Here is a 25,324-nt window from a genome sequence, read left to right as displayed (position 1 = left end):
TTGTTCATGGATAAAAAGATGATTGTTCCCGTTGTTTTGTCTGGTGGCGCTGGCACCAGGTTATGGCCTGTCTCTCGTGAAGGCTTCCCCAAACCCTTTATGAAACTGGCAGATGGCGAGAGCTTGCTGCTGAAGACCTACCGGCGTGCAGCAGCGGTTGCGGAGGACTGCGTGCTGATGACAGTCACCAACCGGGACTACTACTTTATGAGCAAGGACGAACTGTCCTTGCTTGGACAAGGAGCTACTGGGACATTCTTGTTGGAGCCCGTCGGGCGTAATACAGCTCCTGCGATTGCTTTGGCGGCAAGCGCTGTTGCCGCGAATCATGGCCGAGATGCAGTGATGTTGGTTTTACCTGCAGATCATTTGATTCAAGATCAAGAGCGCTTCGCAGAAGCGGTTTCTGCTGCGCGGATTAGCGCAGAGGCTGGAAAGCTTGTGACTTTTGGCCTTGTTCCAACCTCTCCAGAGACTGGATTTGGATACATAGAAACTGGCGAGGCATGTGCCGCTGGTTTTAAAGCTGCACGCTTTGTTGAAAAGCCGTCCTTGGATATCGCGCTTGAATACGTCGCCTCGGGGAATTTTCTGTGGAACTCAGGGATGTTTTGTTTCCAATCAGGCGTATTGCTCGATGAACTGGCGTTGCATGCGCCCGATGTTGCAAATGCAGTTCAGGCCTGCTGGAATGCAATGGGAAAAGCAAAAAATCACAGCGAGATGCTTGAAATTCCTGCCCAAGTGTTTAGTCAAGTCCCTGATATTTCTATTGACTATGCGGTCATGGAGCGCTCCGATAATGTCGTAGTGATTCCTGCCAATATTGGTTGGAGTGACATTGGATCCTGGGCTGCTGTTAGTGATTTGTCCATTCCCGATAAAAATGGGAACCGCTCAACATGTGATGACGTTGTGTTTGTTGATAGTCATAACACCTTTGTGCGTAGCGATGAGCGTCTAGTGGCTGCGGTTGGTGTGCATGATCTCATGATTATCGATACGCCTGATGCATTGTTGGTTGTCGACCCTTCGCATGCACAAGACGTAAAAAAAGTCGTTGCTAATCTAAAAACAAAAGGACATCAAGCCTATAAATTGCACCGCACGGTAAGTCGCCCATGGGGGAGCTATACAGTGCTTGGTGAAGGTGCTCGTTTTAAGCTGAAGCGCATTGAAGTCAAACCAGGTGCAAGCTTAAGCCTGCAAATGCACCATCATCGCAGTGAGCACTGGATTGTGGTGAGTGGGATGGCGAAGGTCGTTAATGGTGAAAAAGAGTTTTTTGTGCGCGCAAATGAATCCACCTATATTCCGGCGGGATGTCAGCATCGATTGGAAAATCCTGGCATGCTAGATTTGGTAATAATTGAAGTTCAAAGTGGAGACTATTTGGGAGAAGATGATATTGTAAGAATTTTCGATCGGTATGGAAGAGCTAATTAGGTGTCTAAAGAAATAAAGCAATCAGTTATCTCTGATGGATTCTGGCTATTGATCTTAAGTGTATTTGCTGGTATAGGTCAGTTAATAGGAATTAGATTTTTAACTGAAATATCCCCTGCGGAAATATTTGGAAGGTATAGCTTAATACTTGGCCTTATTATACTGATTGCGAATGGATTCGTTAATCCAACGATGCAAGCTGTATTTACGTATTATCCGAAGTTTTCTCAGAGCGGAGAAGTACATGATTTGTGGGAAATAGCACAAGGTCAAGTATCTAGATTGCTATTTTTTTTGTCGCCTGTATTGCTAATCATTGCAATAGTGTGTTTGATATTTGATTATCTTACGATAATTGATTTATTTTTTGTCATTTTTTTGATTTTTTTTGAAGTCTTACGACTTGAGCACGTGACCTTTCTCAATGCAAAGAGGTCTCATAAAGTTAGCTCAATTTGGATTGTATTAGACTCATGGCTTCGTCCTTTATTTGGCGCAGGATTTGTATATATTTTTGAAAGCAGCTTGACTTTTTTGCTGGCAGGCTCTTTGGCGGGGGCTGTCATATCATATTTTTTCGTGAAAAGCTTCTTAGATAAAGAATTCAAACTGAGAATAGTTAAGCCAAAAAATGAAGATAATTCTCTTAATAAAGAGATATGGTTATATACATTACCTTTATTGCCTCTAGGGATAATCGGTTGGATTTCAGGGATGTCTGACAGGTACATTATTGGAGGCTTGCTAAGTGCAACTGACGTTGGTTTGTATGTTGCGATTTACAGCTTGGCAAGTAAACCAATATTAATGATGGGGTCGGTAATTGAGTCAGCAGTCAGACCTGTTTATGTTTCTGCTGTAATTGAGAGAAACTTTAGGCAGCAAAATAAATATATTCTTTCTTGGAGCGCCTTGATCATTGTCGGAGTATCTATTGCTTTTTTTGTTGCATATTTTTTTCAGTCATATATCGCGCGCGTATTTCTTGGTGAGAGTTACAGAGATGTTTCGCATTTGCTCCCTTGGATTATTGCTGGTAATGGCTTGCTTGTTTTGTCTTATGTGGCTAATAGAATCTGCTATACACATAAAAATACAAGAGCGATTTTGGTGACTGAATTTTATGGTGCTCTGATATCTGTTGGTGTAGGCATCATATTTATATATCGTTACGGCTTAAATGGAGCGGCGCTAGCTGTTCCGATATATTTTGGGGCGCAGTGTCTTATTGCCTTTCTATTTGCGAGAAAACATATAATATGGAAAGCGGCGTCTGTCAATGTAGTTGGAACATGAGTCATGCTGCTTCTAGTTCACTATGCACATGGATAACGGTCGTTTCCTTCTCTGGATTCAGCCAAACGCTGCCTACGGGTTGCCAGTTTCGAGTATTGCCCGACCAGCGTGCAGGATGCTGAGCGCGAGCGATCTGATAAAGGGCATGGCGCCGGGCAAGAATGGCGTGATCCTGGCCGGCGTGGCGCTGAGCGGGCGTGACGTAACGGATCTCGCTATGGCGATGCTGTTCGTTGTACCAATACACGAATTGCCCCACCCACTTGCGGGCGTCGGTCAGGTCGGCAAAGCCAGCCACAGGGAAGGCGGGATGGTATTTGCAGGTACGGAACAAGGATTCAGAGTAGGCGTTATCGTTCGAGACGCGGGCACGGCTGTGCGACGGTGTGACGCCGAGTTCTTCAAGCTTGGCATGGATGGTCGAACCCTTCATCGCCGAGCCGTTATCGCCGTGCAGGACCAGCGGCCGGTGACCACATTGCTCACGCAGTACCGCTCGTTGAACGACCTGCGCGCTGTTGGCCATGTTCTCGGCTTCAAAGACTTCGTGGCCCACGATCTTGCGGCTGTAGATGTCGACGATCAGGTACAGATAAAAGAACTGGCCGCGAACCCGGGTCGGCAGATAAGTCACATCCCAGCTCCACACGGCGTTGGCGTGGTCGGCACGATGGCGCCGTGGCGGGCCCTTGCGCTGGGGCGCGGCTTGGCGACCACGACGGCGCTGTTCTCCCGCCGCATGCAGGATGCGATAGAAGGTCGACTCCGAGGCAAGATACCGTTGCTCATCATCCAGCAGCCGCGCAACAATCTGCGCCGGAGGCAAGCTGGCAAACTGCGGTCGGTGGCAGACATCCAGCACCGCCTGGCGTTCTTTGTGCGTCAGGGCATGAGCCGGCCTTGGCCGTGTCGCGTGAGGCCGCTGGTCTTCACCACCTGCCGACCAACGCCGGTAGGTGTTCTGCCCGATTCCCAGCTCGCCACAGGCATGACGCAGGCGCGCACCGGCCGCTCTGGCTTGGTTGACCAACTCTACAATCCGACGGCGATCTGTGGCATTGGTCATTTTTCCTCGTCCCCCCAGATCGCCTGGACTTTTTTTCGCAGCGCCAGCAATGCTGCCGTTTCAGCCAAGGCGGCGTCCTTGCGACGCAACTCCCGCTCTAGCTCCCGTATGCGTTTGCGCTCGGCCTTGGTCGCTTCTGATTGCCGTGCGGCGGCTTGGTCAGACCGATCATTGGCCTGTTCACAACTGGCGCGCCAGCGACGAATCTGCTCAGGATATAGACCACGGCGACGGCAGTACTCGGACAGCTCTTCTTCGGTCAACGCAGCGGTTTCCAGTACCGCATTGAACTTCTGCGCCGAGGTCCAGCCTTCCGTGGTGGGGGAGGCGTTTGGAAGCAATCGGCCCGTGCTACGGGCTTGCTTTCGCCAGTTGTATATCGTGGCAGCTGAGATACCTTCCTCGCCAGCCAGATCATTGACGGTACGGTTATACGGCGCTTCCAGCTTGGCCAAGATGGCTTCGCGCCGCTCGGGGGAATACTTCATGGGAACCTTCTCTCTGCCCCAGGTTGGATATTCAAACTCTAACATCTGTAGAGGTTCCAACTATTCTGACAGCGGGGGAAAGTAAAATAGTATTAATAAAGGCTAATTATAATGGCGGTGCCATTGTTTCGTTATTGCTCCCAATTTTTTTTGTATTTTCATTTTCCTTTTATGCAGCCAATTTGAATTCGTATTTTTTTGGTGTTTTTTTGCTTTTGTTCCTAATGTTCATAATAAAAAAAGGTGATGTATTTGATGTTGTATTTTATATAAGTATAACTTTGTTCGTTGGAGTTCCTTTAATTTCTTTATTGAAGTGGAGTAGCTTTAATACTTTTGTGGATGGTAATTTTCGAGAAGTATTTGTAGAAGCAAAAACAGTTAATTCGTCTATCTCTTATGTGATTTTCTGCATCCTGGGATGGTGGGTTGGCTCTTTAGTGAAATTTAGAATAAAAAAAATTGATATTAATTCTTCGCGCTCGGATTTTGTTGTGAGAGGTTCTATTTTTTGGTTTTCTGCCTCGTTGTTTTTTATGATCTTGTTTAGTTTCTTGTTTGATTATAATATAGCGGGGCGTTCAACCACCCTTGAAAATTCCGGTGTTTATTATTATGCATTTCCAATAGATTATTTGGCATGCCTCTTTAGTTTTGCTATAGGTTTCGATGATGAGTATTTTCTGAAGTACAAAAAAACTCTATTATTTTTAATTGCTGGATATGTAGTATATAAACTGACATGCGGCTGGAAAAGTCCATTATTGAATATATTTTTATCTTTTTTCTTTGGGTATGTATCAAGAAGAAAATATAAAGAAATTTATAAGTTGGTTTTCCCGTTGCTGCTGCTATTACTCATTTATGTATTTGTTTTGAATCCTATTGCGGATTATGTCAGAGGGGGGGGAGGGGAAATTTCGTCCAATATTTATGATATTAATCCATTTTCTAATAGATTGACGGAGGGAACTTTTTTCGGTGTTTCGTTAATCGAAAATAATTTGGTTAAAGGTGCTTTTTCTTCTGGGTATTTATTTTTTGATTTTCTGGATAGAATATTTCCTGGAAATTTATTTAATCAAAAGACTTTAGATTTCTATATTGCTCAAGAACTGCTAGGACAGCCTGATTCGGTGCAAAGTACATTTGCTCCTGGAGTTCTAGGAATGCTTGCAATTTTAGATGATGTATTTTTATGTGTTCTTTATGGATTTTCTTTTAGATTTTTTATTAATTTACTTATATTATTGACATATAAATCAAATAATTTTATTTTGAAATACTGTTTGCTAGGATCTCTTCCTGCGCTAATTATTTATCTGTGCGCAGATGGCTATTATGGAGGAGTTGAAAAAATGATTGTTTTCTCTGTAATAATATATGCATTTAGCTATCTTGTAGGCCAGAGGAAGATATGAATATACTTTTTGTAGTGGATGAATTTCCATTTCCGGCGAGAAATGGTGTGACTATTCCGGTTGCAAACTTCATTAAGTCATTTCATTCAAAAGGGCATTTGGTCGATTTATTGTATTTTGATACAGGGGATAATTATCCCGTTGATGCCAATTTGATGTCGTCTGTTAACTATGTTCATAGAGTTCCTTTGAGTCGGAAGAATAAATTCAAGGGGCTCTTTAATGAGTTGCGTGGTGACGAAGCAATTTTTGAGAGCTGGGAAATTGCTGCTACTTCCAAAGATTCGTACAAATTTCTACAGTCTTATGATTTGGTATGGGCCAGTCCAATTCGTCCTTTTGCCTTGTGGTTGAAATTTAGGAAGGATTTTAGTATAGATGCAGGAAATGTAGTTGCATCAGTTAATGATTCCTATGAATTAACATTGCGTGCCTTATCAAAGAAAAAGAACAATTTCCTGCTTCGGAAGCTTTATGGGATGAGAGCTTCTGCAATGTCTTCTATCGAGAGTGGTTTGCTAGAGAAAGCGAATTTTGTGGCTGTTCAGTCTCAGAAAGAAGTGGATTTTTTCGAGAGCAAAAAGAATAACAATCTCAATATAATAGAACTAAAAAATGGTGTTTCTGAAAATTACTTCACAGGGTGTTCGGATAAGGAATATGATTTAATATTCGTTGGAACGCTAGATGATTTTTATAAAAATTCTTTAAAATGGTTTATTAATAATGTTTATATTAAATTGAGTGAGCCTCGTCCATCTTTTATTATTATTGGTAAAGGTGCAACAAGTAAAGATATTGAGCTCTTTGGAAAATTATCAATTAAATATATACCTTTTGTTGATGAGTTAGATCCATTTTATTTTAAATCCAAGATACTTGTTGCTCCTATATTCAAGGGCTATGGAACAATCAATAAAGTACTTGAAGCTATGGCTGCTGCATGTGTGGTTATTGGGGATGAAACCGCCTTCAATGGGATTGAAGGGTTTATTGATTCTACGCATGGATTGATTGCCAATAACGAATCTCAATTTATTGAAAAAATTCAATTTGTCTTGAAAAATAAGAATATCGCTAAAAATATTGGGGAAAACTCAAGGGATTTAATGATAAAAAATTTTTCATGGGACAGTAGGGTGGATAAGTTCTTGGAGTTAATTAAAGATTATGAAAAATAACAATATAATTTTCGCTCCAAATATCCATGCCGGGGGCGGCGCTGTTTTATTGAATGATTTAATAAGGTGCTCAAGAAACTCTGGTGTAAAATATTATTTGGATTTGCGGTTCAAGAAAATAAGTTGTATTGAAGAAAATGATGAAGACATTTTCTGGGTGCGAGGGGGGGTGGTTGGTCGGATCCTTTCGGAGATAGATCTTTGGAAGTCATCTTCTCATAAGACGCGAATTTTGTGTCTTAATGGTATTCCTCCATTAATAAGTAGTAATTCTGATGTTGTAATTTTTATTCAAAACAGAATTATCATAGATAAAGTTGAGTTAAAGAATTTTAAATTAAAGACAAGGATTAGAATTTCGATTGAAAGAATATTATTCTTTCTTTTGAAGAAGAAAGTCAGCACTTTCTTTGTGCAAACGGTTTCAATGAAAAACCTTCTCTTGGGGAAGATTGATAGAAGAAGCCAGAGGGTAAATATTTCTCCTTTTGGCTCTTTGAGCCTAGATGAGTCGATGAGTGGTAAAGATAAGTGGGATTTTATTTATGTTGCCGATGGTGAGGCGCATAAAAACCACTTGAATTTGTTTTCTGCTTGGAAGATTCTGAGTGAAGAGGGAATATATCCGAGTTTGGCGATTACATTAAGTGACAGAGACTCGAAGGTCAAGGTTCTGCTCAAAGAGTTTGTGGAAAAAAATAAAGTAAAAATTTTTGACATAGGTTATGTGCCGCACAAAGATATATGTTCTTTTTATAAATCGTCTAAAGCCTTGATATACCCATCTTTGGTAGAGTCCTTTGGTCTTCCTCTGGTGGAGGCCAGTATGTTGAGTATTCCTATAATCGCGTCAGAGCTTGACTACGTCCGAGATGTCTGCGCTCCAGTTCAAACTTTTGATCCAGAGTCTCCTTTGTCAATAGCTCGTGCAGTTAAGAGGTTTATGCAATACAAGGATCCCAATTTTTTCTTTACTCCTCCTTCCGATTTCTTGAATGAAGTTTTTGAGGTAAAAAATGATGCATAAAATTCTTGTTATTGGAGCTTCCGGAATGTTGGGGAGCTCTATTTTTAGATTCTTATCACAATTTTCTTCTTATGAAGTTTGGGGGAGTGTGCGCTCTTCAGATTCTTCTTTGTTATTTCCCAATGCGATGAGGCCACGGATTGTTTCGGGGGTGGATGTCGAGAGCTTAGATGGATTAATCAGTTTATTCTCGTCTGTTAGACCATCGGTGGTTATTAACTGTGTTGGTTTGGTAAAACAGATTTCGGCGTCGGAAAGTGCTTTGGCTGCAATTCCAATAAACTCTTTGCTCCCGCATCGCCTGGCTTCTTTGTGTGAGATGGCTCAAGCTAGATTAATACACTTTAGTACCGATTGTGTGTTCTCGGGATGCAAAGGAATGTATGTTGAAAGTGATGCCCCAGACGCTAGGGATATTTATGGTCGAAGTAAGTTGCTAGGTGAGGTTGACTATCCCCATGCAATTACTTTAAGAACTTCGATAATAGGGCATGAATTGAGCGGAGCACGTAGTCTTGTCGGATGGTTTCTTGCTCAGCAAGGGGTTGTAAAGGGATTTCGGCGAGCAGTATTTTCTGGACTTCCTACCGTAGAGATTGCACGTCTGGTTCATAATAACGTTATTCCCCATCCAGAACTTAATGGTATTTATCATGTTTCAGCGGAGCCGATCAATAAGTTTGACTTATTGGAAATAGTGGCTAAGGTTTATGGAAAGGAGATCGAGATCCAGCCAGATGATCAATTGATCATTGATCGTTCATTGGACTCCACGCGCTTCCGTAAGGCTACAGGATTTCAGCCAGCTCCTTGGCAGGATTTAGTGCAATCAATGCACAATTTTCATTAATATCAATATTCAAAAGATACGTCTATGTTCAAAGATAAAGTCTTGTTGATTACCGGTGGAACCGGTTCATTTGGTAATGCGGTGTTGCGTCGATTCTTAGGCTCTGATCTGCGGGAAATCCGTGTCTTCAGCCGCGATGAGAAGAAGCAGGACGATATGCGAAAGCGATACAACAGTCCCAAGCTAAAGTTCTATATCGGCGATGTACGTGACGCTCGTTGTGTAGAGCAGGCCATGCGTGGCGTGGACTATGTTTTCCATGCAGCAGCACTTAAACAGGTTCCCTCTTGTGAGTTTCACCCCATGGAGGCGGTACGTACCAATGTGTTGGGTACAGAAAACGTGCTGGAAGCTGCAATCCAGGCGCGTGTCAAACGGGTCGTTTGTCTTAGTACCGATAAGGCGGTATATCCCATTAACGCAATGGGTATCAGCAAGGCAATGATGGAAAAGGTGATGGTCGCGGCTAGTCGAAATCTAGAAGGCTCGGGCACAGTGATCTGTGGTACGCGATATGGAAATGTGATGGCTTCCCGCGGATCGGTTATTCCGCTGTTTGTGGAACAAGTGCTGGCTGGCAGTCCTATTACTGTGACCGATCCTTCCATGACGCGTTTTATGATGACCTTGGCGGATGCGGTGGATTTGGTGCTTTATGCCTTTGAGCACGGCAATAATGGGGACATCTTTGTCCAGAAGGCGCCAGCTGCAACAGTCGAAACTTTGGCGAAGGCGATCTTAGAGGTCATGGGGCAGCCTAATTATCCAGTCAACGTAATTGGCACCCGGCATGGTGAGAAATTGTACGAAGCACTGCTTAGCCGTGAAGAAATGATCTGTGCGGAGGACATGGGCGAATACTTCCGTGTTTCACCAGATGGTCGTGATTTGAACTATGGCAAGTATTTCGACGAGGGGGAGTTAAAACTGACGCAAAACACCCACGGTGAAGATTACAACTCGCATAACACTACCCGCTTAGATTTGGATGGTATGAAATCATTGCTGCTGAAGCTTGATTTCATGCAGCACATTGCGCGTGGCGAGCAGGCCGTTGCGGAGGATTGATAGCATGCAGAAATTGAAAGTGATGACGGTAGTGGGCACTCGCCCAGAGATCATCCGCCTCTCGCGTGTGATGGCGCGGCTCGATGAATATTGCGAGCATGTGGTGGTGCATTCTGGTCAGAACTACGACTACGAGCTTAACCAGATTTTCTTTGACGATTTGGGCATACGCAAGCCTGATCACTTCCTCAACGCTGCCGGAGGCAGTGCTGCAGAGACCATCGGGAAGGTGATCATTGCTGTGGATAGCGTGTTGGCTGCGGAGAAGCCCGATGCATTGTTGGTGTTGGGAGACACTAATAGCTGCATGGCGGTGCTTCCCGCCAAGCGGCGCAAGATTCCGGTATTCCATATGGAGGCCGGTAACCGCTGTTTCGATCAGCGCGTACCCGAAGAGATTAATCGTCGTATCGTGGACCATACGGCCGATGTGAACCTGACTTACAGCTCTATCGCACGAGAGTGCCTTTTGAGCGAAGGGTTGCCAACGGATCTTGTGATCAAGACGGGTAGTCCAATGGCTGAGGTTCTTGTTCACTATCAGCCTCGGATAGAAGCATCTGATGTGCTTGATCGCTTGGGCCTGTCGGCGGATCAATTCTTTGTGGTTAGCGCGCATCGCGAAGAAAATGTGGATTCCGATGTTAACTTCCGTAAATTGGTGAATCTGTTGAATTCGGTTGCGGAGAATTATGGATTGCCTGTAATTGTCTCTACGCACCCGCGTACGCAGAAACGAGTGGACGCGATGGGGGTGACATTTCATTCCAAGGTGCAGTTGCTCAAGCCGCTTGGTTTCAGTGATTACATCAAGCTCCAGATGTCTGCAAAGGCAGTGCTGTCGGACAGTGGCACGATCACCGAAGAGTCATCCATCCTGAACTTTCCTGCATTGAACCTGCGCGAAGCACAGGAGCGTCATGAAGGTATGGAGGAGGGCGCTGTGATGATGGTGGGTCTGGAAGAGCAGCGTGTGATACAAGGGTTAGCCATTTTGCAAAACCAGCCACGGGGGGGCGCGCGCCTGCTGCGTCAAGTGGCCGATTACAGCATGCCGAATGTGAGCGACAAGGTGCTCCGCATCATTCATAGCTACACCGATTATGTAAATCGGGTTATCTGGAAAAAATACTAAATTTGGCTCTGACTGATGAAAATAGCCCTGATCGCTGACACTTTTCCTCCGTTGAGGAGTTCTGGGGCTGTTCAGCTCAGGGATTTGTCGCGCGAGTTTGCTGCACAAGGCCATCAATTGACGGTAATTCTTCCATCATGGGAGATTAAGGAGGACTTTCTTCTTGAGGAGATGGAAGGTTTCCAGGTCTTGAGGCTGAAGTCCCCAAAAACCAAGGACGTCAATTACGCGAGAAGAACCTTGTCAGAATTCCTGATGCCATTTTTTATGAAAAGGGGCTATAAAAAGTCTCCTTTGCGTCACGAAAAATGGGATGGCGTTGCTTGGTATGCACCTTCCATATTTCATGCGCCTTTTGTCAATGACTTGAAGAAAACCAGTGATTGCAAAGGTTATCTGATAATAAGAGATATATTCCCTGAGTGGGCTGTTGATATGGGCTTGATGGGAAGGGGGATTATTTACCGTTTCTTCAGTGCAGTGGCCCGTTATCAATATTCCGTGGCCGATATCATCGGCGTTCAAACTCCTGGGAATCTCTCATATTTTGAGGATTGGAAGAAGAGCAAGGGGAAAAAACTGGTGGTGCTTCAGAACTGGCTTGCGGATACGAAGCCAAGTAGTTGCTCGATATCGATAAATAGGACGAATCTGGTCGGGCGAAAAATATTTGTGTATGCGGGAAATATGGGCGTCGCTCAGGGCATGGACATCCTGGTAGATCTTGCAGAAAAGCTTAAAGATCGATGCGATATTGGATTTTTGTTTGTTGGTCGTGGTAGCGAGGCCAAAAGGCTGGCTGAGGAAGCTCGCAGAAGGTCTTTGGATAACATGGAATTCAAGGATGAGATTCACCCTGATGAGATTCCTGCACTTTATGAACAATGCTTCGTAGGTATTGTCTCTTTGGATCAGAGGCATAAATCCCACAACATTCCCGGGAAATTTCTTTCTTATATGCAAAGTGGCATTCCCGTTCTGGCAAACATAAACCCTGGCAATGATCTTGCGGAGCTTATAAGGAGCGAGGGTGTTGGCGTGGCTTGCGATAGCGCTGACATCCGGGATCTGGAGCGAAAGACTAATGCTTTGATCAATTCTGTCGAGACGGATGCCGATTTTCAGAAAAGATGCAGAGCCGTATATGAAGGAATGTTTTCGCCTTCGCAAGCTGTGAAACAAATCGTTCAGGAACTAGAAAGATAATAATGTCGGCACGAGTTTTCTCTGGGGATTTTATGGGCTCATTGATAGATGAGGCTAAATCCAATCCCAGAAGGCGAAAACACAAGAACCTGCATGCTGACTACCAAGAGGCATGCCAGCGGTTTTTCAATGCGATTGAGCCCGATAGCTATCTAAGGCCTCACTGCCACGGCCCCTACCAAGGGGCAGAAACGTTGATTGCCATCAAGGGTTTGCTGGCTTTCATGGTTTTTGGAAGCAAAGGGGACGTGCAGGCTGTTCAACTATTCGGCGCAGGAAATCACGCAGAGGAGCAGGGCGTGGCCGTGGGGGTCGAGGTTCAGCCGGGGCAATGGCACACAGTCATTTCACTTGAAAGCGGCTCTATATTGCTTGAAATGAAGGGGGGCCCTTTCGATCCGGAGGCTCCTAAGTATTTCGCTTCCTGGGCTCCCGAGGAAATGACTCAAGAAGGTCAGATTTATCTGGAGGCCTTGAAGAAGCATGTGTCACTTCCTGGGTAGCCATCTGAAGAATGCCAGCTTTCGATAGAACATCAAATAGCATAAAGAGCTGAGTATGAAAGACGCAGCAGTCAATAGTTTGCTCTGATAGGTCAGGACTGCCAATGTGCAGGGGATTGCTGCATAGATCCAGAGAAAAGGGGCGGTTAGCCCGTTTTGCATAGGCTTTGAAAAATTGGAGAATATTTTTCGTGCCCAGCGTTTGTTGGCCAAAGAGTGCAGGTGAAAGAAGTCCGGCTCAGTTGGACTATAGCCTTCTCGGAGAGATCTTCGCAAAATGCTAAAACCTACTTCGATAATGGGGTAGGAGCAAATCAGCAGACTGGTCCATGGAGAAACGGAGTGATTGCGCTCGGGGAGCAGCACGGCAATCCATGCCAGTGTGAAGCCCAGAAAGTAGGCCCCTCCGTCTCCTAGAAATATTTTGCCCTTTGGCCAGTTGACAAAGAAGAAGCCTGCGACGGCACCTGCAATAATCAAGCAGGTAAATGCGAGAGGGATATCTCCTACCAGCCTTGCGATGATGCCGAAGGCCGCGAGAATAATCATTGCAGTGCCTGCAGTCAGCCCATTCAATCCATCGATGATGTTGATGGAGTTGGCAACACCGCCAACAGCCACGGCTGTGAAGATGACGGAGATAATGGTAAATCCCAGTAAGAAGTCAAGGCCGGGGATATCGACGTGGGTGAGTGATGTGCCAGTAATACCCCAGCCCAGGATGCCAGAGGCCATGGTGGCCAGAAGACGGATTCTTACCGATACCTTTTTGGTCAAATCTTCCAAAAGGCCAAAAATGAAAGCTGGTATTCCAGCCATTAGGATGGCACCAAGAATCATTCTCTTCTCTGCCGCAGCTGCACCATGGCTCGAGGCCGCAAAACCCACAAATACGCCTATCGCAATCCCGATGCCGCCGATTCTTGGCGTTGGGGTGGTATGAACTTTTTGTACACCACTACTAGAGTCCATGGAAAAGCTGCCATGCCATTTCTTGGTGGTAACCAGTAACACGCAGGTGATAAAGGAGGCTAAACCTGCAAGGAACGCGTCATACCTGAATAACTCTTGAACAGAGAAAATAATCGAATTCATGGAGTGAGTGGACGTGGAATTGTTTTATATCGTGGGAGGCTGACTCGGGGAAGTTGGCATCTTGCTCGTCTCCAAGAGCATTTGCGGCACAATGCAGCCCATCTGACTTGAACATTGTCCCATGGGACAGAGCCTTGATCTATGACCACCATTGACCCCACCACCCAGATCGCCCCCCGCGACAAAGCCGAAATCCTCGCGCAAGCGCTGCCCTACATCCGCAAGTTCCATGGCAAGACCATGGTCATCAAGTATGGCGGTAACGCCATGACCGATCCTGCCCTGCAGGCGGACTTTGCGGAAGATGTGGTGTTGCTCAAGCTGGTGGGGATTAACCCTGTGGTGGTTCATGGTGGTGGGCCTCAGATTGAAGCGGCGCTGGGTCGTCTAGGCAAGAAGGGTGAATTCATTCAGGGCATGCGTGTCACGGATGAAGAGACCATGGAAGTGGTGGAGTGGGTGCTGGCCGGCGAGGTGCAGCAGGACATCGTGGGTCTGATCCATCAGGCCGGCGGCAAGGCCGTGGGCCTGACGGGGCGAGATGGTGGCTTGATTCGTGCCAAGAAGCTCAAGATGCTGGATAACAAGGATCCGAGCATCGAGCACGATGTGGGTCAGGTGGGCGATATCGTTGCCATCGATCCCAGTGTGGTGAAGGCGCTGCAGGACGATGCTTTCATTCCAGTGATCAGCCCTATCGGTTTTGGTGAGGAGAACGAAAGTTACAACATCAACGCCGACGTGGTTGCAAGCAAACTCGCAACAGTGTTGCAAGCTGAAAAGCTGGTGCTTTTAACCAACACTCCGGGCGTTCTGGACAAGGCCGGCAATCTGCTGACGGATCTGACGGCGCGCGAGATTGATGCGCTGTTTGCCGACGGTACGATTTCCGGCGGCATGCTGCCCAAGATTTCGGGCGCTCTGGATGCTGCCAAGGCGGGTGTGAATGCGGTGCACATCATCGATGGACGCGTGCCGCATTCCATGCTGCTGGAAATTTTGACGGACCAGGCGTATGGCACGATGATTCGCAGCCATTGATGAGCCTGTCTGGCCCTGACATGTGGTTGCTCTTCTCGAGTGACTTTTCACATATGGCGTTAACATCGCCGCAGGGCTTTCCCGGGTGGAGTCGCGCTCAGGACTCCGCCGCAAGCCGCCTTTGGGCGGCTTTTGTTTTTGAGCGAGGTAGGACTTTATGCGTTTGCTTCTGGTGGAAGATGATGTGATGGTGGCCAGCGGTATCAAGCTGGGTCTTTCCGATGCCGGTTATGCCGTGGACTGGGTGGGCAGTGCCGAGCGTGCACTGGAAGTGCTGGCCCAGGAAGCGTTCGATGTGGCGGTGATCGATATCGGCCTGCCGGGCATCAACGGCCTGGAGCTGACGCGTCGCCTGCGCAGCAGCGATGTGGAAAGCAAGGCCATGCCGGTGTTGATCCTCACGGCGCGCGATGCGCTGCAGGACCGGGTGCAAGGCCTGGACTGGGGTGCCGACGACTATATGGTCAAGCCTTTCGAGCTGCCCGAGTTGCTGGCGCGCCTGCGTGCGCTGATGCGCCGCTCCCAGGCAGCAACTTCTGCTGTCCTGAACTTTGGCTGTATCGAACTGGATACGGCTGGCCGCCGCGCCGGCGCACGCCAGCTGCCGCAGGAGGGCGAAACTGAAGGCAAGCTGCTGCCCATCGATCTGGGGCCACGTGAATGGACGGTGCTGGAGTATCTTTTGCTCAATGCCCCCAAGCCCGCCAGCAAAGAAAAGCTGCTGCAGGCCCTGACCGGTTGGGACCGTGAAATCACGCCAAATGCCGTGGAAGTTTATGTGTCCCGCCTGCGCAGCAAACTGGAGCCGCATGGCGTGGCCCTGCGCTCCATTCGCGGTTTCGGTTATCGGCTGGAGTTGATGCCTGAATCTGTTTGATTCTCTATTTGATAGCTGTCAGCGATTGATTGATATGGAATTCAGTTATTTATATATCTGAATCGGTTATTAATGAAGCGCTTGCAGCTATGAAAATTGAATACTCCGAGTTCTCATTCAATAAACATTAATGACCGCCAATCTGCGTTTTCGGCTGCTGGTTCTGCTTTTGGTGCCGCTGATGCTGTTGGCAGCCATGGGTGGCTGGTTCAGCTACAGCGCCGCGGATGAGGCCTCCACCCAGCATGACCAGCGTTTGTTGCGCTTGCTGCCGGCCCTGGCCGATTCGGTGCTCGCGCCCTCGATTGCGGACGGCACGCCGCCGCTGGTGTCGCTGACGCCAAGCGTTGAAGACTTTTTGCGCAATCAGGGCGATGAAGCAGGCTATGCCGTGGGCGATCTGCAGGGCAATGTGGTGGCAGGCGATACCTGGATCAACTTCGATGTGCCGGCGACCGGCACGGCGGAATTCCACAGCCAGGAGCACGACGGTGTGACCTATCGCGTTGCCGTGCTCAAGGCCGAAACCTATGGCGCCGGCGAGATGGTCGTCATGCTGGCCGACAGCAGCGATGTGCGTCAGCAATGGGTGCGCCAGCTGCTGATGCATGTGCTGCTGCCCAATCTGCTGCTGATTGCGGGCGCGGCCGTGGCCATTTACTGGTCGGTGAGCCGGGCCTTCAAGCCGCTGCACAAGCTGACTCAGGCGGTGGAGCGCCGCTCGCCGCGCGATCTGAGCCCGATCGACGAGCAGACCTCGCCAGCCGAGGTCCGCCCGCTGGTGCGCTCGCTCAATCGCCTGTTCTCCCTGGTCAATGCCCAGGCCGAAGGCCAGCGCCGTTTCGTCGCCGATGCAGCCCATCAGCTGCGCACGCCGCTGGCGGCCTTGCAGACCCAGGTGGAGGCCTGGGCCCTGAGCGGGCAGGAGGCCAGGCGCCTGGCCAAGCGGACAGGGGAGCAGGCGCAGGTCGTGCTCACGGTGGAGCAGATCGAGCAGTTGCGCGATGCAACCCGGCGCACCTCCCAGCTGGCGCGTCAGCTGCTGGCCCTGTCGCGTGCCGATGCGCGCAATGCCGAGGTGCAGCCGCTGCAGGAGGTGGACCTCAAGGAACTTTGCGAGAGCATGCTCGAGACCTTTATCGATCGTGCCTCGATCAAGCATCTGGACTTTGGCCTCGAGGTCGAGCCTGCATCGGTCTGGGGCCATAGCTGGTTGCTGCGCGAACTGGTTTCCAACCTGGTGGAAAACGCCATCAAGTACACGCCCAGAGGCGGCAGCGTCACCTTGCGCTGCGGTCTGCGCCCCCGGCCTGTGGGCACGGACGATGCAACCCTGCTGCAGATGGCGGGTGTGCAGCAATGGGCTTTTGTCGAGGTTGACGATGACGGGCCCGGCGTGCCCGAAGAAGAGCGCAGCCAGATTACCCAGCGTTTCTATCGCGCCCAGGGAGTGATTGAAGAGGGAACCGGTCTGGGCCTGGCAATTGCCGATGAAATAACGCAATTGCATCAAGGTGTACTGAGTTTTTCAGATGGAAGTTTCGGTAAAGGCCTATTAGTAAGACTTGAAATTCCGGTTCAATCAGTTTCAGAAGGCAGTCATGAGGTATCTGAAGCTCTCAAAGGTTAATTTCTCGGTTACGCTTGCGTGTTGGTGAGAGCGGGGGTGAAAGTTCGGGGTGGAGACCGCAAGCCTGCTGTGTATTAAGGTTGGTTTGACGCACCTGACACCTACCGGTAAGGATAGTCGTGTGCTTAACAGTGCAACTGGCTGTGAGAAAATTGCTAATAAATACTGAGTCGCCTATGTCTGAGTCTGAAGTCCTGTCGCCTGTTTCCAATATTGAAAATCCCGCGGAGGACAGTCCTGCCGCTCCTGCCATGGCTCCTGCGCGCAAGCGCCCCAAGCCCGGCGAACGCCGCGAGCAAATCCTGCAGGCATTGGCCTCCATGCTGGAAAAGCCCGGTGCCGACCGTATCACCACGGCAGCTCTGGCTGCTCACCTGAGCGTGAGCGAGGCGGCCCTGTACCGCCACTTTGCCAGCAAGGCCCAGATGTTCGAGGGACTGATCGAGTTCATCGAGCAGTCCGTCTTCACGCTGGTGCAGCAAATCGTGGGCCGCGATGTGCCCGAGGTCGCGCATGATCCGGTCACGAGCGTGCGCAATGCCAACCGCGTGGTGGCATTGCTGCTGCAGTTTGGCGAAAAAAACCCTGGCATGGTGCGCGTGATGGTCGGCGACGCCATCGTTTTCGAGCACGAGCGTCTGCAGACCCGCATGAACCAGTTCTTTGACCGCATCGAGTCCACCTTGCGCCAATGCCTGCGCCCTGCCGCTGGCGCCATGGGCTCTGCTGCACCGACGGCCGAAGCATCGGTTGCTGCCAGTGTGCTGACCTCGTTTGCGCTGGGACGTCTGCAGCGCTATGCCCGCTCGGGCTTTCGCCGCCTGCCCACCGAACACCTGGATGCCAGCCTGGCCATGATGGTCGTGGTCTGAGTCGCTCGTCGGGCACTCTTTCAGGAACGCCGCAGTCTCAGGACTGGCGGCGTTTTTTATTGCGCATCGAGGCAGCTGAGTCGGCAAAAGTCCTGGCGGGGAAAGGCTAAGTATTTACCCTTGACGGATTCAAAACCGGCCGGAAATTGTGCAAAATAGAACGAACGTTCGTTTTATTGAGAGTTTCATGGCCTCGTCCTCCGCTTCCCGTTCTTCAACTTCGCCCGCAGGTCGGGATGTGGCACACCCGGCTGGCCGCGGGGGTGCTGCGAGCAGGAAGACCAGCGCAAAGTCTCGCAAGCTGCACGCCGAGGCGCAAGCTGCGGTTAGCCCCAGTAAGGCCGTGGAGGGGGCTGCCACCAAGTCTGCGGGCCGATCGCTCGCAAAAGGTCAGCAAACCAAGGCCACGATTGTCGAGGCTGCGCTCAATCTGGCCACCCATATCGGGCTGGAAGGGCTGTCCATTGGCGCGATTGCCGAACTCACGGGCATGAGCAAATCAGGGGTGTTTGCCCATTTCGGCTCGCGTGAGGAATTGCAGATTTCCGTGGTGCACGAGTACCACGACCGTTTCGAGCAGGAAGTCTTCTACCCCGCCATCGAGGCGCCGCGCGGCATTCCGCGTCTGCGAGCGCTGTTTGGCAACTGGATGAAGCGCACCTCCATAGAGATCGACTCCGGCTGCATCTATATCAGCGGAGCAGTGGAGTTCGACGATCGCACGGGCCCGGTGCGCGATGCGCTGGCCGAGTCCGTCGGCACCTGGCTGGCTGCCATGCGCCGCACCATTGTGCAAAGCCAGGAATGCGGCGATCTGCGTGCCGATGCCGATGCCAGCCAGTTGCTGTTTGAAATTCACGGCCTGATTCTTGCCCTGCATTACGAGGCGCGCTTTCTGCATAGCGAGGGCTCGATAGAGCGGGCTCATGCAGGCTTCAACAACATTCTGGCGCGCTATGCCAGTGAGCCTCCAGCCGCCTGACGCCATTCACAACCCGCGTCAGTTCCAACCCCAAAAAAGCAAACCGTTCAACGCGCAACCATCACAGGAGACGACAAATGCCCAGCTACAACCCGCCACTGCGTGACATGCAATTCCTCATGCACGAGGTCTTCAAGGTCACCGAGACCTATCAGCAGATTCCCAAGTACGCGGAGGTCGATACCGACACCATCAACGCGGTGGTCGAAGAGGCGGGCAAATTTGCGGCCAATGTCACCTTTCCCTTGAATATCTCCGGCGACGAAGAGGGCTGCACGCTGAACAAGGAGACCCACGAGGTCACCACGCCCAAGGGCTTCAAACAGGCGTATGCGCAGTTCATCGAGGGCGGCTGGCCGGCACTGTCCTGCGATCCGGAGTATGGCGGCCAGGGTTTGCCGTTCGTGCTCAATTCGGCGCTTTATGAAATGCTCAACAGCGCCAATCAGGCCTGGACCATGTATCCCGGTCTGTCGCATGGAGCCTATGAGGCCCTGCATGCCTACGGCACGCCGGAGCAGAAGAAGACCTATCTGGGCAAGCTGACCAGCGGCGAGTGGACCGGCACCATGTGCCTGACCGAGCCGCACTGCGGCACTGACCTGGGCCTGCTGCGCACCAAGGCCGAGCCGCTGGCGGACGGCAGCTACAAGATCACCGGCAACAAGATCTTCATCTCGGCCGGCGAGCACGACTTCACCAGCAACATCGTGCACCTGGTGCTGGCGCGTCTGCCCGATGCGCCTGTCGGCTCCAAGGGCATCAGCCTGTTCGTCGTGCCCAAGTTCAAGGTGAAGGCCGATGGTTCGCTGGGCGAGCGCAACCCGATTTTCTGCGGTGCGCTGGAGCACAAGATGGGCATTCACGGCAATGCCACGGCCCAGATCAATATCGACGGTGCCATCGGCACCCTGGTGGGCGAGCCCAACAAGGGTCTGCAGGCCATGTTCGTGATGATGAACGCGGCCCGTCTGGGCGTGGGCAACCAGTCGCTGGGGCTGACCGAAGTGGCCTACCAGAATGCGCTGGCCTATGCCAAGGACCGCCTGCAGATGCGCAGCCTGTCGGGCGTGAAGGCCAAGGACAAGCCGGCCGACCCCATCATCGTCCACCCCGATGTGCGCCGCATGCTGCTCACGGCCAAGGCCTATGCCGAAGGCGGCCGCGCGCTGTCCACCTTCTGCGGCCTGCTGTTGGACAAGGAGCTGCACCACCCGGACGAGAAGGTGCGCAAGGACAGCGGCGAGCTGGTGGCGCTGCTGACGCCCATCGTCAAGGCCTTCATCACCGACAACGGCTGGACGGCGACAACCCTGAGCCAGCAGGTCTTCGGCGGCCACGGCTTCATCAAGGAATGGGGCATGGAGCAGTTTGTGCGCGATGCGCGCATCAACATGATCTATGAAGGCACGAACGGCATCCAGGCGCTGGATCTGCTGGGCCGCAAGATCCTGGGCAACCAGGGCGCGACGCTCAAGAAGTTCGGCAAGCTGATCGCCCAGTTGGTGGAGGAAGAAGGCGTCAACGAGAAGATGAGTGAGTTCATCACGCCCATTGCCATGCTGGGCGAGCAGATGACCAAGTTCACCACCGAGATCGGCTTCAAGGGCATGCAGAACCCCGACGAAGTCGGCGCAGCCGCCGTGGACTATCTGCGTGTGGCCGGTCATCTGGTCTTCGGCTACCTGTTTGCCCGCATGGCCCAGGTGGCGCTGCGCGAGATCGCGGCCGGCAATGCCGATCCCTTCTACCAGGGCAAGCTGCAGACCGCGCGCTTTTACTTTGCCAAGCTGTTCCCCGAGACGGCGACGCTGATGCGCACCGCGCGCGCCGGCAGCCAGTCGCTGATGGACAGCGACGCGGCCCTGGCCTGATGTTCCGCAGGCGCATGCTGTGATGCTATTTAAAGAGTAGCTGCATGCGCCTATTCATCCCTTGTTTTGAATATAAAGGACTAGGAAATGAAGAAGATCAAAGCGGTAGCAGCTCTGGTATTGATAGCGGGAAGCATGTCGGCCGCCTGGGCGCAGATGTCGCCCGTGGGCACCTGGCGCAGCATGGATGAAAAGGAAAATACGCCCAAGGCGCAGGTGAAGATCACCGAGGCCGGCGGCGTGGTCACGGGCAAGGTCGAGGCCCTGCTGCGCAAGGGTGCGGACCCGAATGCGCTGTGCACCGAGTGCAAGGACGAGCTCAAGGACAAGCCCGTGGTGGGCATGACGCTGATCAGCGGCGTCAAAAAGGTCGAGGGCAAGGAGGTCTGGGAGGGCGGCAAGATTCTCGATCCCGAAAACGGCAAGACCTATACCGTGCGCCTGACGCCCGTCGATGCAGGCCAGAAGCTGGAAGTGCGCGGCTCCATCGGTCCTTTCTGGCGTACCCAGACCTGGATCCGCGTTCAGTAAATCTCAAGACAGAAAACAGCCAGCGCCTTAGTCCCATGCTTTGTCCGTGGCAAGGCCGCTGGCCCTTAATGGAACATAGCTCATGTCCCGATTCAATGTGAAAAAAGTCGCCGTGCTGGGCGCGGGCGTGATGGGTGCGCAGATCGCCGCCCATCTGGTCAACGTCAAGGTGCCGGTCATTTTGTTCGACCTGCCCGCCAAGGAAGGCCCCAAGAGCGGCATTGCAGAGCGTGCCATTGCCAATCTGAAGAAGCTCAAGCCTTCGCCTATCGGTGTGGCCGATGATGTGGAGCTGATCCAGGCGGCCAACTACGAAGAGCATATGAAGCTGCTCAAGGGCTGCGATCTGGTGATCGAGGCCATTGCCGAGCGCATGGACTGGAAGCTGGATCTGTATCACAAGATCGCTCCCTTCGTCGCCAAGCACGCGCTGCTGGCGTCCAACACTTCGGGCCTGTCGATCACCAAGCTGTCCGAGGCTTTGCCCGACGCCATCAAGCCGCGCTTTTGCGGCATCCACTTCTTCAACCCGCCGCGCTATATGCAGCTGGTGGAGCTGATCAACACGCCCACCACGCAGGCCGAGGTGCTGGATCAGCTCGAAGCCTTTGTCACCAGCACGCTGGGCAAGGGCGTGGTCCGTGCGCACGACACGCCCAACTTCATCGCCAACCGTATCGGCATCGCCGGCATGCTGTCCACGATGAAGGAGGTCGAGAACTTCGGTCTGTCCTTTGACGTGGTGGACGACCTCACGGGCAAGAAGCTGGGCCGAGCCTCCTCGGGCACCTTCCGCACTGCCGACGTGGTGGGCCTGGACACCATGGCCCATGTCGTCAAGACCCTGCAGGACAATCTGAGCCTGGAGACCGACCCCTTCTACGGCAGCTTCGGCACGCCGCCCGTGCTGGCCAAGCTGATCGAGCTGGGCAACCTGGGCCAGAAGACCAAGAAGGGCTTCTACAAAAAGGTCGGCCGTGACATCTTCCAGTTCGAGCTCGACAGCGAGGACTACATTCCCGCAGGCGGCAAGGCCGACGAGGTCTACGGCCGCATGCTCAAAAAGCCCGCTGCAGAGCGCCTCAAGCTGCTGCGCAATGCCGAGGGCAAGGAGGGCCAGTTCCTCTGGGCCATTTTGCGCAACAGCTTTCACTATGCCGCCGTGCACCTGCAATCCATTGCCGATTGCGCACGCGATGTGGACCAGGCCATGCGCTGGGGCTTCGGCATGAAGCAGGGCCCGTTCGAGCTGTGGCAGGAAGCCGGCTGGCTGGAGGTGGCCAAGATGGTCCAGGAGGACATCGATGCCGGCAAGGCGCTGTGCAAGGCGCCGCTGCCTCAATGGGTTTTCGAAGGTCCGGTGGCTGAGGCCGGCGGAGTACACACGGGCAATGGCTCGTGGAGCCCCGCGAAGAACCAATTCGTGCCGCGCCGTGTGCTGCCCGTGTACGAGCGTCAGCTGTTCCCTGAGAAACTGCTCGGAGAAACCGATCTGCCCGACTGGCAGACGGCTGGCACGACGATTGCCGAAACCAGGGCTCTGCGTACCTGGACGCTGGACGAGGATGAAAGCTCCTCCGGTAAGCGGGTCTTGATTGCCAGCATCAAGAACAAGATGCATGCCATCAGCCCCGAAGTCATGGAAGGCCTGATGGAGGCGGTGGATACGGCTGAGAGCGACTTTGACGCCATGGTCATCTGGTCCGGCGATGCGCCCTTCAGCGTGGGCGCCGACCTGGAGGCCACCATGCCTGCCTTTGTGATCGGTGGTGCCGACGCCATCGAGAGCATCGAGCAGGAGCTGCAGAACCTGATGCTGCGCCTGCGTTATGCACAGGTGCCCGTGGTGTCTGCCATTCACGGGTTGGCGCTGGGCGGCGGCTGCGAGATGGCGGTGTATTCGGCGCGCCGCGTGGCCCATATGGAAAGCTATATCGGTCTGGTGGAAGTCGGCGTGGGCCTGGTGCCCGGTGCCGGCGGCCTGACCTATATCGCGCGCCGCGCTGCCGAAAATGCAGCCACCAGCACCGGCAAGGATTTGCTGCCCTTCCTGACCGAAGGCTTCACGGCTGCCGCCATGGCCAAGGTGGGCACCAGCGCGCTGGAGTCGCGCAAGCTCGGCTATCTGCTGGACAGCGACATCGTCGTGGCCCACAAGGACGAGGTGCTGTTTATCGCCATCAACGAGGCCAAGGCCATGGCAGCCAGCGGCTGGCGTGCGCCGCACAAGCGCAGCTTCCCCGTGGCGGGCCGCAGCGGCCAGGCCACGATCAAGGGCTCGCTGGTCAATATGCGCGACGGCGGCTTCATCAGCGAGTTCGACCAGCATATTGCGGGCCTGATCGCCAATGTGGTCTGCGGCGGCGATGTCGATGCCGGCACGCTGGTGGATGAGGCCTATCTGATGCAACTGGAGCGCAAGGCCTTCTGTCATCTGATTGCCCACCCCAAGACCCATGAACGAATCCTGGGCATGTTGAACACCGGCAAGCCGGTTCGCAACTAAGGCGAAGCGAGGAGAAACAAAAATGAAGCAAGTACAAGACGCCTATATCGTTGCTGCCACGCGCACGCCCATCGGTCGCTCGCACAAGGGTTTTTTCCGCAACTACCGTCCCGACGACCTGCTGGCCACCACGCTCAAGGCGGCGCTGGCCCAGGTGCCTGGCCTGGACCCCAAGGCGATCGAGGACATCGTCTGCGGCTGCGCGATTCCCGAAGCCCAGCAGGGCCTGAACGTGGCGCGTATCGGTGCCGTGTTGGCGGGACTGCCCACCAGCATCGGCGGCATCACCGTCAACCGTTTCTGTGCCTCCGGCCTGTCGGCCGTGGCCATGGCGGCGGACCGTATCCGCGTCGGTGAAGCCGATGTGATGGTTGCTGCTGGCGTGGAGAGCATGAGCATGGTGCCCATGATGGGCAATGCGCCCAGCCTCTCGCCCAGCATCTTCGAGCGCGATGGCGATGTGGGCATTGCCTACGGCATGGGCCTGACGGCGGAGAAGGTGGCCCAGCAGTGGAAGGTCTCGCGCGAGGCGCAGGATGCGTTTGCACTCGAATCGCACCGCCGCGCGATTGCCGCGCAGCAGGCCGGCGATTTCGCTGCCGAGATCACGCCGATCGAAGTCACCGACCGCACGCTGAACATCGCCACCGGCGAGACCGTGGCCAGCACGCGCACCGTGAGTCTGGACGAAGGCCCGCGCCCCGATACCAGCATCGAAGGCCTGGCCAAGCTGCGCACCGTTTTTGCGGCGCGCGGCACGGTCACGGCGGGCAATAGCTCGCAGACCAGCGACGGTGCGGGCGCGCTGATCATTGCCAGCGGCGATGCCGTCAAGCGCTTTGGTCTGACGCCGCTGGCGCGCTTCGTCAGCTATGCCAGCAAGGGCGTGCCGCCCGCCATCATGGGCATTGGCCCTATCGAGGCCATTCCCGCCGCGCTGCGCTATGCGGGTCTCAAGCAGGACGATATCGACTGGTACGAGCTCAACGAGGCCTTTGCAGCCCAGTCCCTGGCTGTCATCAACACCCTGGGGCTGGACCAGAGCAAGGTCAACCCCATGGGCGGTGCGATTGCATTGGGCCATCCCCTGGGTGCGACCGGTGCCATCCGTGCCGCCACCGTGGTCCATGCGCTGCAACGCAAGCAGCTCAAGTACGGCATGGTGACCATGTGCGTGGGCATGGGTCAGGGCGCGGCTGGCATCTTCGAGCGCGTCTGAGCGCCGCAGC

20 protein-coding genes and 1 pseudogene are annotated in these 25,324 nt (G+C 52.4%); 19 read left to right on the top strand and 2 right to left on the bottom strand.

Translation table 11 applies throughout. The features are described 5' to 3' along the window. Nucleotides 1-18 precede the first annotated feature (18 nt). Both MPZ60_RS22060 and MPZ60_RS22055 read left to right on the top strand, forming a co-directional pair. A complete protein-coding gene (locus MPZ60_RS22060; RefSeq protein ID WP_034355294.1) occupies nucleotides 19-1,446 on the top strand; it encodes a mannose-1-phosphate guanylyltransferase/mannose-6-phosphate isomerase in 1,428 nt (475 codons plus the stop codon). Continuing rightward, nucleotides 1,447-2,742, top strand: a complete 1,296-nt coding sequence (locus tag MPZ60_RS22055) for a lipopolysaccharide biosynthesis protein (protein WP_242881961.1) — start codon at nucleotides 1,447-1,449, stop codon at nucleotides 2,740-2,742. It abuts the gene before it with no gap. 1 nt (nucleotide 2,743) lies between these two features. Here the strand turns inward: MPZ60_RS22055 and MPZ60_RS22050 are convergent. Continuing rightward, nucleotides 2,744-4,296, bottom strand: a pseudogene (locus MPZ60_RS22050) (IS3 family transposase). A gap of 23 nt (nucleotides 4,297-4,319) precedes the next feature. Between MPZ60_RS22050 and MPZ60_RS22045 the strand changes: the two are divergent. The 8 genes from MPZ60_RS22045 to MPZ60_RS22010 are packed head-to-tail and all read left to right on the top strand — an operon-like array spanning nucleotide 4,320 to nucleotide 12,687. Then, a complete protein-coding gene (locus MPZ60_RS22045) occupies nucleotides 4,320-5,717 on the top strand; it encodes a hypothetical protein (protein ID WP_242881962.1) in 1,398 nt (465 codons plus the stop codon). Continuing rightward, the gene (locus MPZ60_RS22040; protein ID WP_080746143.1) at nucleotides 5,714-6,898 is read left to right on the top strand and encodes a glycosyltransferase family 4 protein; all 1,185 of its coding nucleotides are present in this window, start codon (nucleotides 5,714-5,716) and stop codon (nucleotides 6,896-6,898) included. Before MPZ60_RS22045 ends, MPZ60_RS22040 begins: the two co-directional genes overlap by 4 nt. Beyond that, a complete protein-coding gene (locus MPZ60_RS22035; RefSeq protein ID WP_080746142.1) occupies nucleotides 6,888-7,925 on the top strand; it encodes a glycosyltransferase in 1,038 nt (345 codons plus the stop codon). Before MPZ60_RS22040 ends, MPZ60_RS22035 begins: the two co-directional genes overlap by 11 nt. Next, nucleotides 7,915-8,775 carry an SDR family oxidoreductase gene (locus MPZ60_RS22030; protein ID WP_080746141.1) on the top strand — a complete coding sequence of 287 codons (861 nt, stop codon included), beginning with the start codon at nucleotides 7,915-7,917 and terminating at the stop codon, nucleotides 8,773-8,775. Before MPZ60_RS22035 ends, MPZ60_RS22030 begins: the two co-directional genes overlap by 11 nt. 24 nt (nucleotides 8,776-8,799) lie before the next feature. After that, the gene (locus MPZ60_RS22025; protein WP_034354530.1) at nucleotides 8,800-9,843 is read left to right on the top strand and encodes a polysaccharide biosynthesis protein; all 1,044 of its coding nucleotides are present in this window, start codon (nucleotides 8,800-8,802) and stop codon (nucleotides 9,841-9,843) included. Nucleotides 9,844-9,847: 4 nt separating this feature from the next. Next, the gene (gene wecB / locus MPZ60_RS22020) at nucleotides 9,848-10,978 is read left to right on the top strand and encodes a non-hydrolyzing UDP-N-acetylglucosamine 2-epimerase (RefSeq protein ID WP_034355292.1); all 1,131 of its coding nucleotides are present in this window, start codon (nucleotides 9,848-9,850) and stop codon (nucleotides 10,976-10,978) included. Nucleotides 10,979-10,993: 15 nt separating this feature from the next. Beyond that, complete coding sequence (locus tag MPZ60_RS22015) at nucleotides 10,994-12,184, top strand: glycosyltransferase family 4 protein (protein WP_034354526.1); 1,191 nt, start codon at nucleotides 10,994-10,996, stop codon at nucleotides 12,182-12,184. 2 nt (nucleotides 12,185-12,186) lie between these two features. After that, a complete protein-coding gene (locus tag MPZ60_RS22010) occupies nucleotides 12,187-12,687 on the top strand; it encodes a WbuC family cupin fold metalloprotein (protein WP_052057598.1) in 501 nt (166 codons plus the stop codon). Here the strand turns inward: MPZ60_RS22010 and MPZ60_RS22005 are convergent. Beyond that, nucleotides 12,673-13,782: a glycosyltransferase gene (locus MPZ60_RS22005; protein WP_052057597.1), complete on the bottom strand. Its 1,110-nt coding sequence runs from the start codon at nucleotides 13,780-13,782 to the stop codon at nucleotides 12,673-12,675. The genes MPZ60_RS22010 and MPZ60_RS22005 overlap by 15 nt on opposite strands. 141 nt (nucleotides 13,783-13,923) lie before the next feature. Here MPZ60_RS22005 and argB point away from each other — a divergent pair, with 141 nt between their 5' ends. From argB to MPZ60_RS21960, 9 genes are all read left to right on the top strand, one after another. Next, complete coding sequence (gene argB, locus MPZ60_RS22000; RefSeq protein WP_003068053.1) at nucleotides 13,924-14,823, top strand: acetylglutamate kinase; 900 nt, start codon at nucleotides 13,924-13,926, stop codon at nucleotides 14,821-14,823. Nucleotides 14,824-14,980: 157 nt separating this feature from the next. Further along, a complete protein-coding gene (locus MPZ60_RS21995; protein WP_003068054.1) occupies nucleotides 14,981-15,700 on the top strand; it encodes a response regulator transcription factor in 720 nt (239 codons plus the stop codon). A 130-nt stretch (nucleotides 15,701-15,830) separates the two neighbouring features. After that, entirely contained in the window at nucleotides 15,831-17,330 is a 1,500-nt protein-coding gene (locus tag MPZ60_RS21990) for a sensor histidine kinase (RefSeq protein ID WP_034354523.1), read from the top strand. A gap of 176 nt (nucleotides 17,331-17,506) precedes the next feature. Then, nucleotides 17,507-18,202: a nucleoid occlusion factor SlmA gene (slmA, locus tag MPZ60_RS21985; protein ID WP_034354520.1), complete on the top strand. Its 696-nt coding sequence runs from the start codon at nucleotides 17,507-17,509 to the stop codon at nucleotides 18,200-18,202. Between the two features lie 187 nt (nucleotides 18,203-18,389). Continuing rightward, on the top strand, nucleotides 18,390-19,184 hold the full coding sequence (locus tag MPZ60_RS21980) for a TetR/AcrR family transcriptional regulator (protein WP_174447024.1): 795 nt from the start codon (nucleotides 18,390-18,392) through the stop codon (nucleotides 19,182-19,184). A gap of 77 nt (nucleotides 19,185-19,261) precedes the next feature. Further along, nucleotides 19,262-21,058 carry an acyl-CoA dehydrogenase C-terminal domain-containing protein gene (locus MPZ60_RS21975; RefSeq protein ID WP_034354516.1) on the top strand — a complete coding sequence of 599 codons (1,797 nt, stop codon included), beginning with the start codon at nucleotides 19,262-19,264 and terminating at the stop codon, nucleotides 21,056-21,058. Between the two features lie 87 nt (nucleotides 21,059-21,145). Beyond that, nucleotides 21,146-21,589: a DUF2147 domain-containing protein gene (locus tag MPZ60_RS21970; protein ID WP_034354512.1), complete on the top strand. Its 444-nt coding sequence runs from the start codon at nucleotides 21,146-21,148 to the stop codon at nucleotides 21,587-21,589. Nucleotides 21,590-21,671: 82 nt separating this feature from the next. Next, nucleotides 21,672-24,095, top strand: a complete 2,424-nt coding sequence (locus MPZ60_RS21965; RefSeq protein ID WP_034354508.1) for a 3-hydroxyacyl-CoA dehydrogenase/enoyl-CoA hydratase family protein — start codon at nucleotides 21,672-21,674, stop codon at nucleotides 24,093-24,095. Between the two features lie 22 nt (nucleotides 24,096-24,117). Further along, nucleotides 24,118-25,314, top strand: coding sequence for an acetyl-CoA C-acyltransferase (locus MPZ60_RS21960; RefSeq protein WP_034354504.1), 1,197 nt, complete (start codon nucleotides 24,118-24,120; stop codon nucleotides 25,312-25,314). The last annotated feature ends 10 nt before the right edge of the window (nucleotides 25,315-25,324 follow it).

This window comes from Comamonas sp. 7D-2 (assembly GCF_022749555.1).
Taxonomy (GTDB): domain Bacteria; phylum Pseudomonadota; class Gammaproteobacteria; order Burkholderiales; family Burkholderiaceae_C; genus Comamonas; species Comamonas thiooxydans.
Note: the sequence above shows the minus strand (reverse complement) of the source record. Positions and strands in the feature narration are given on the sequence as shown.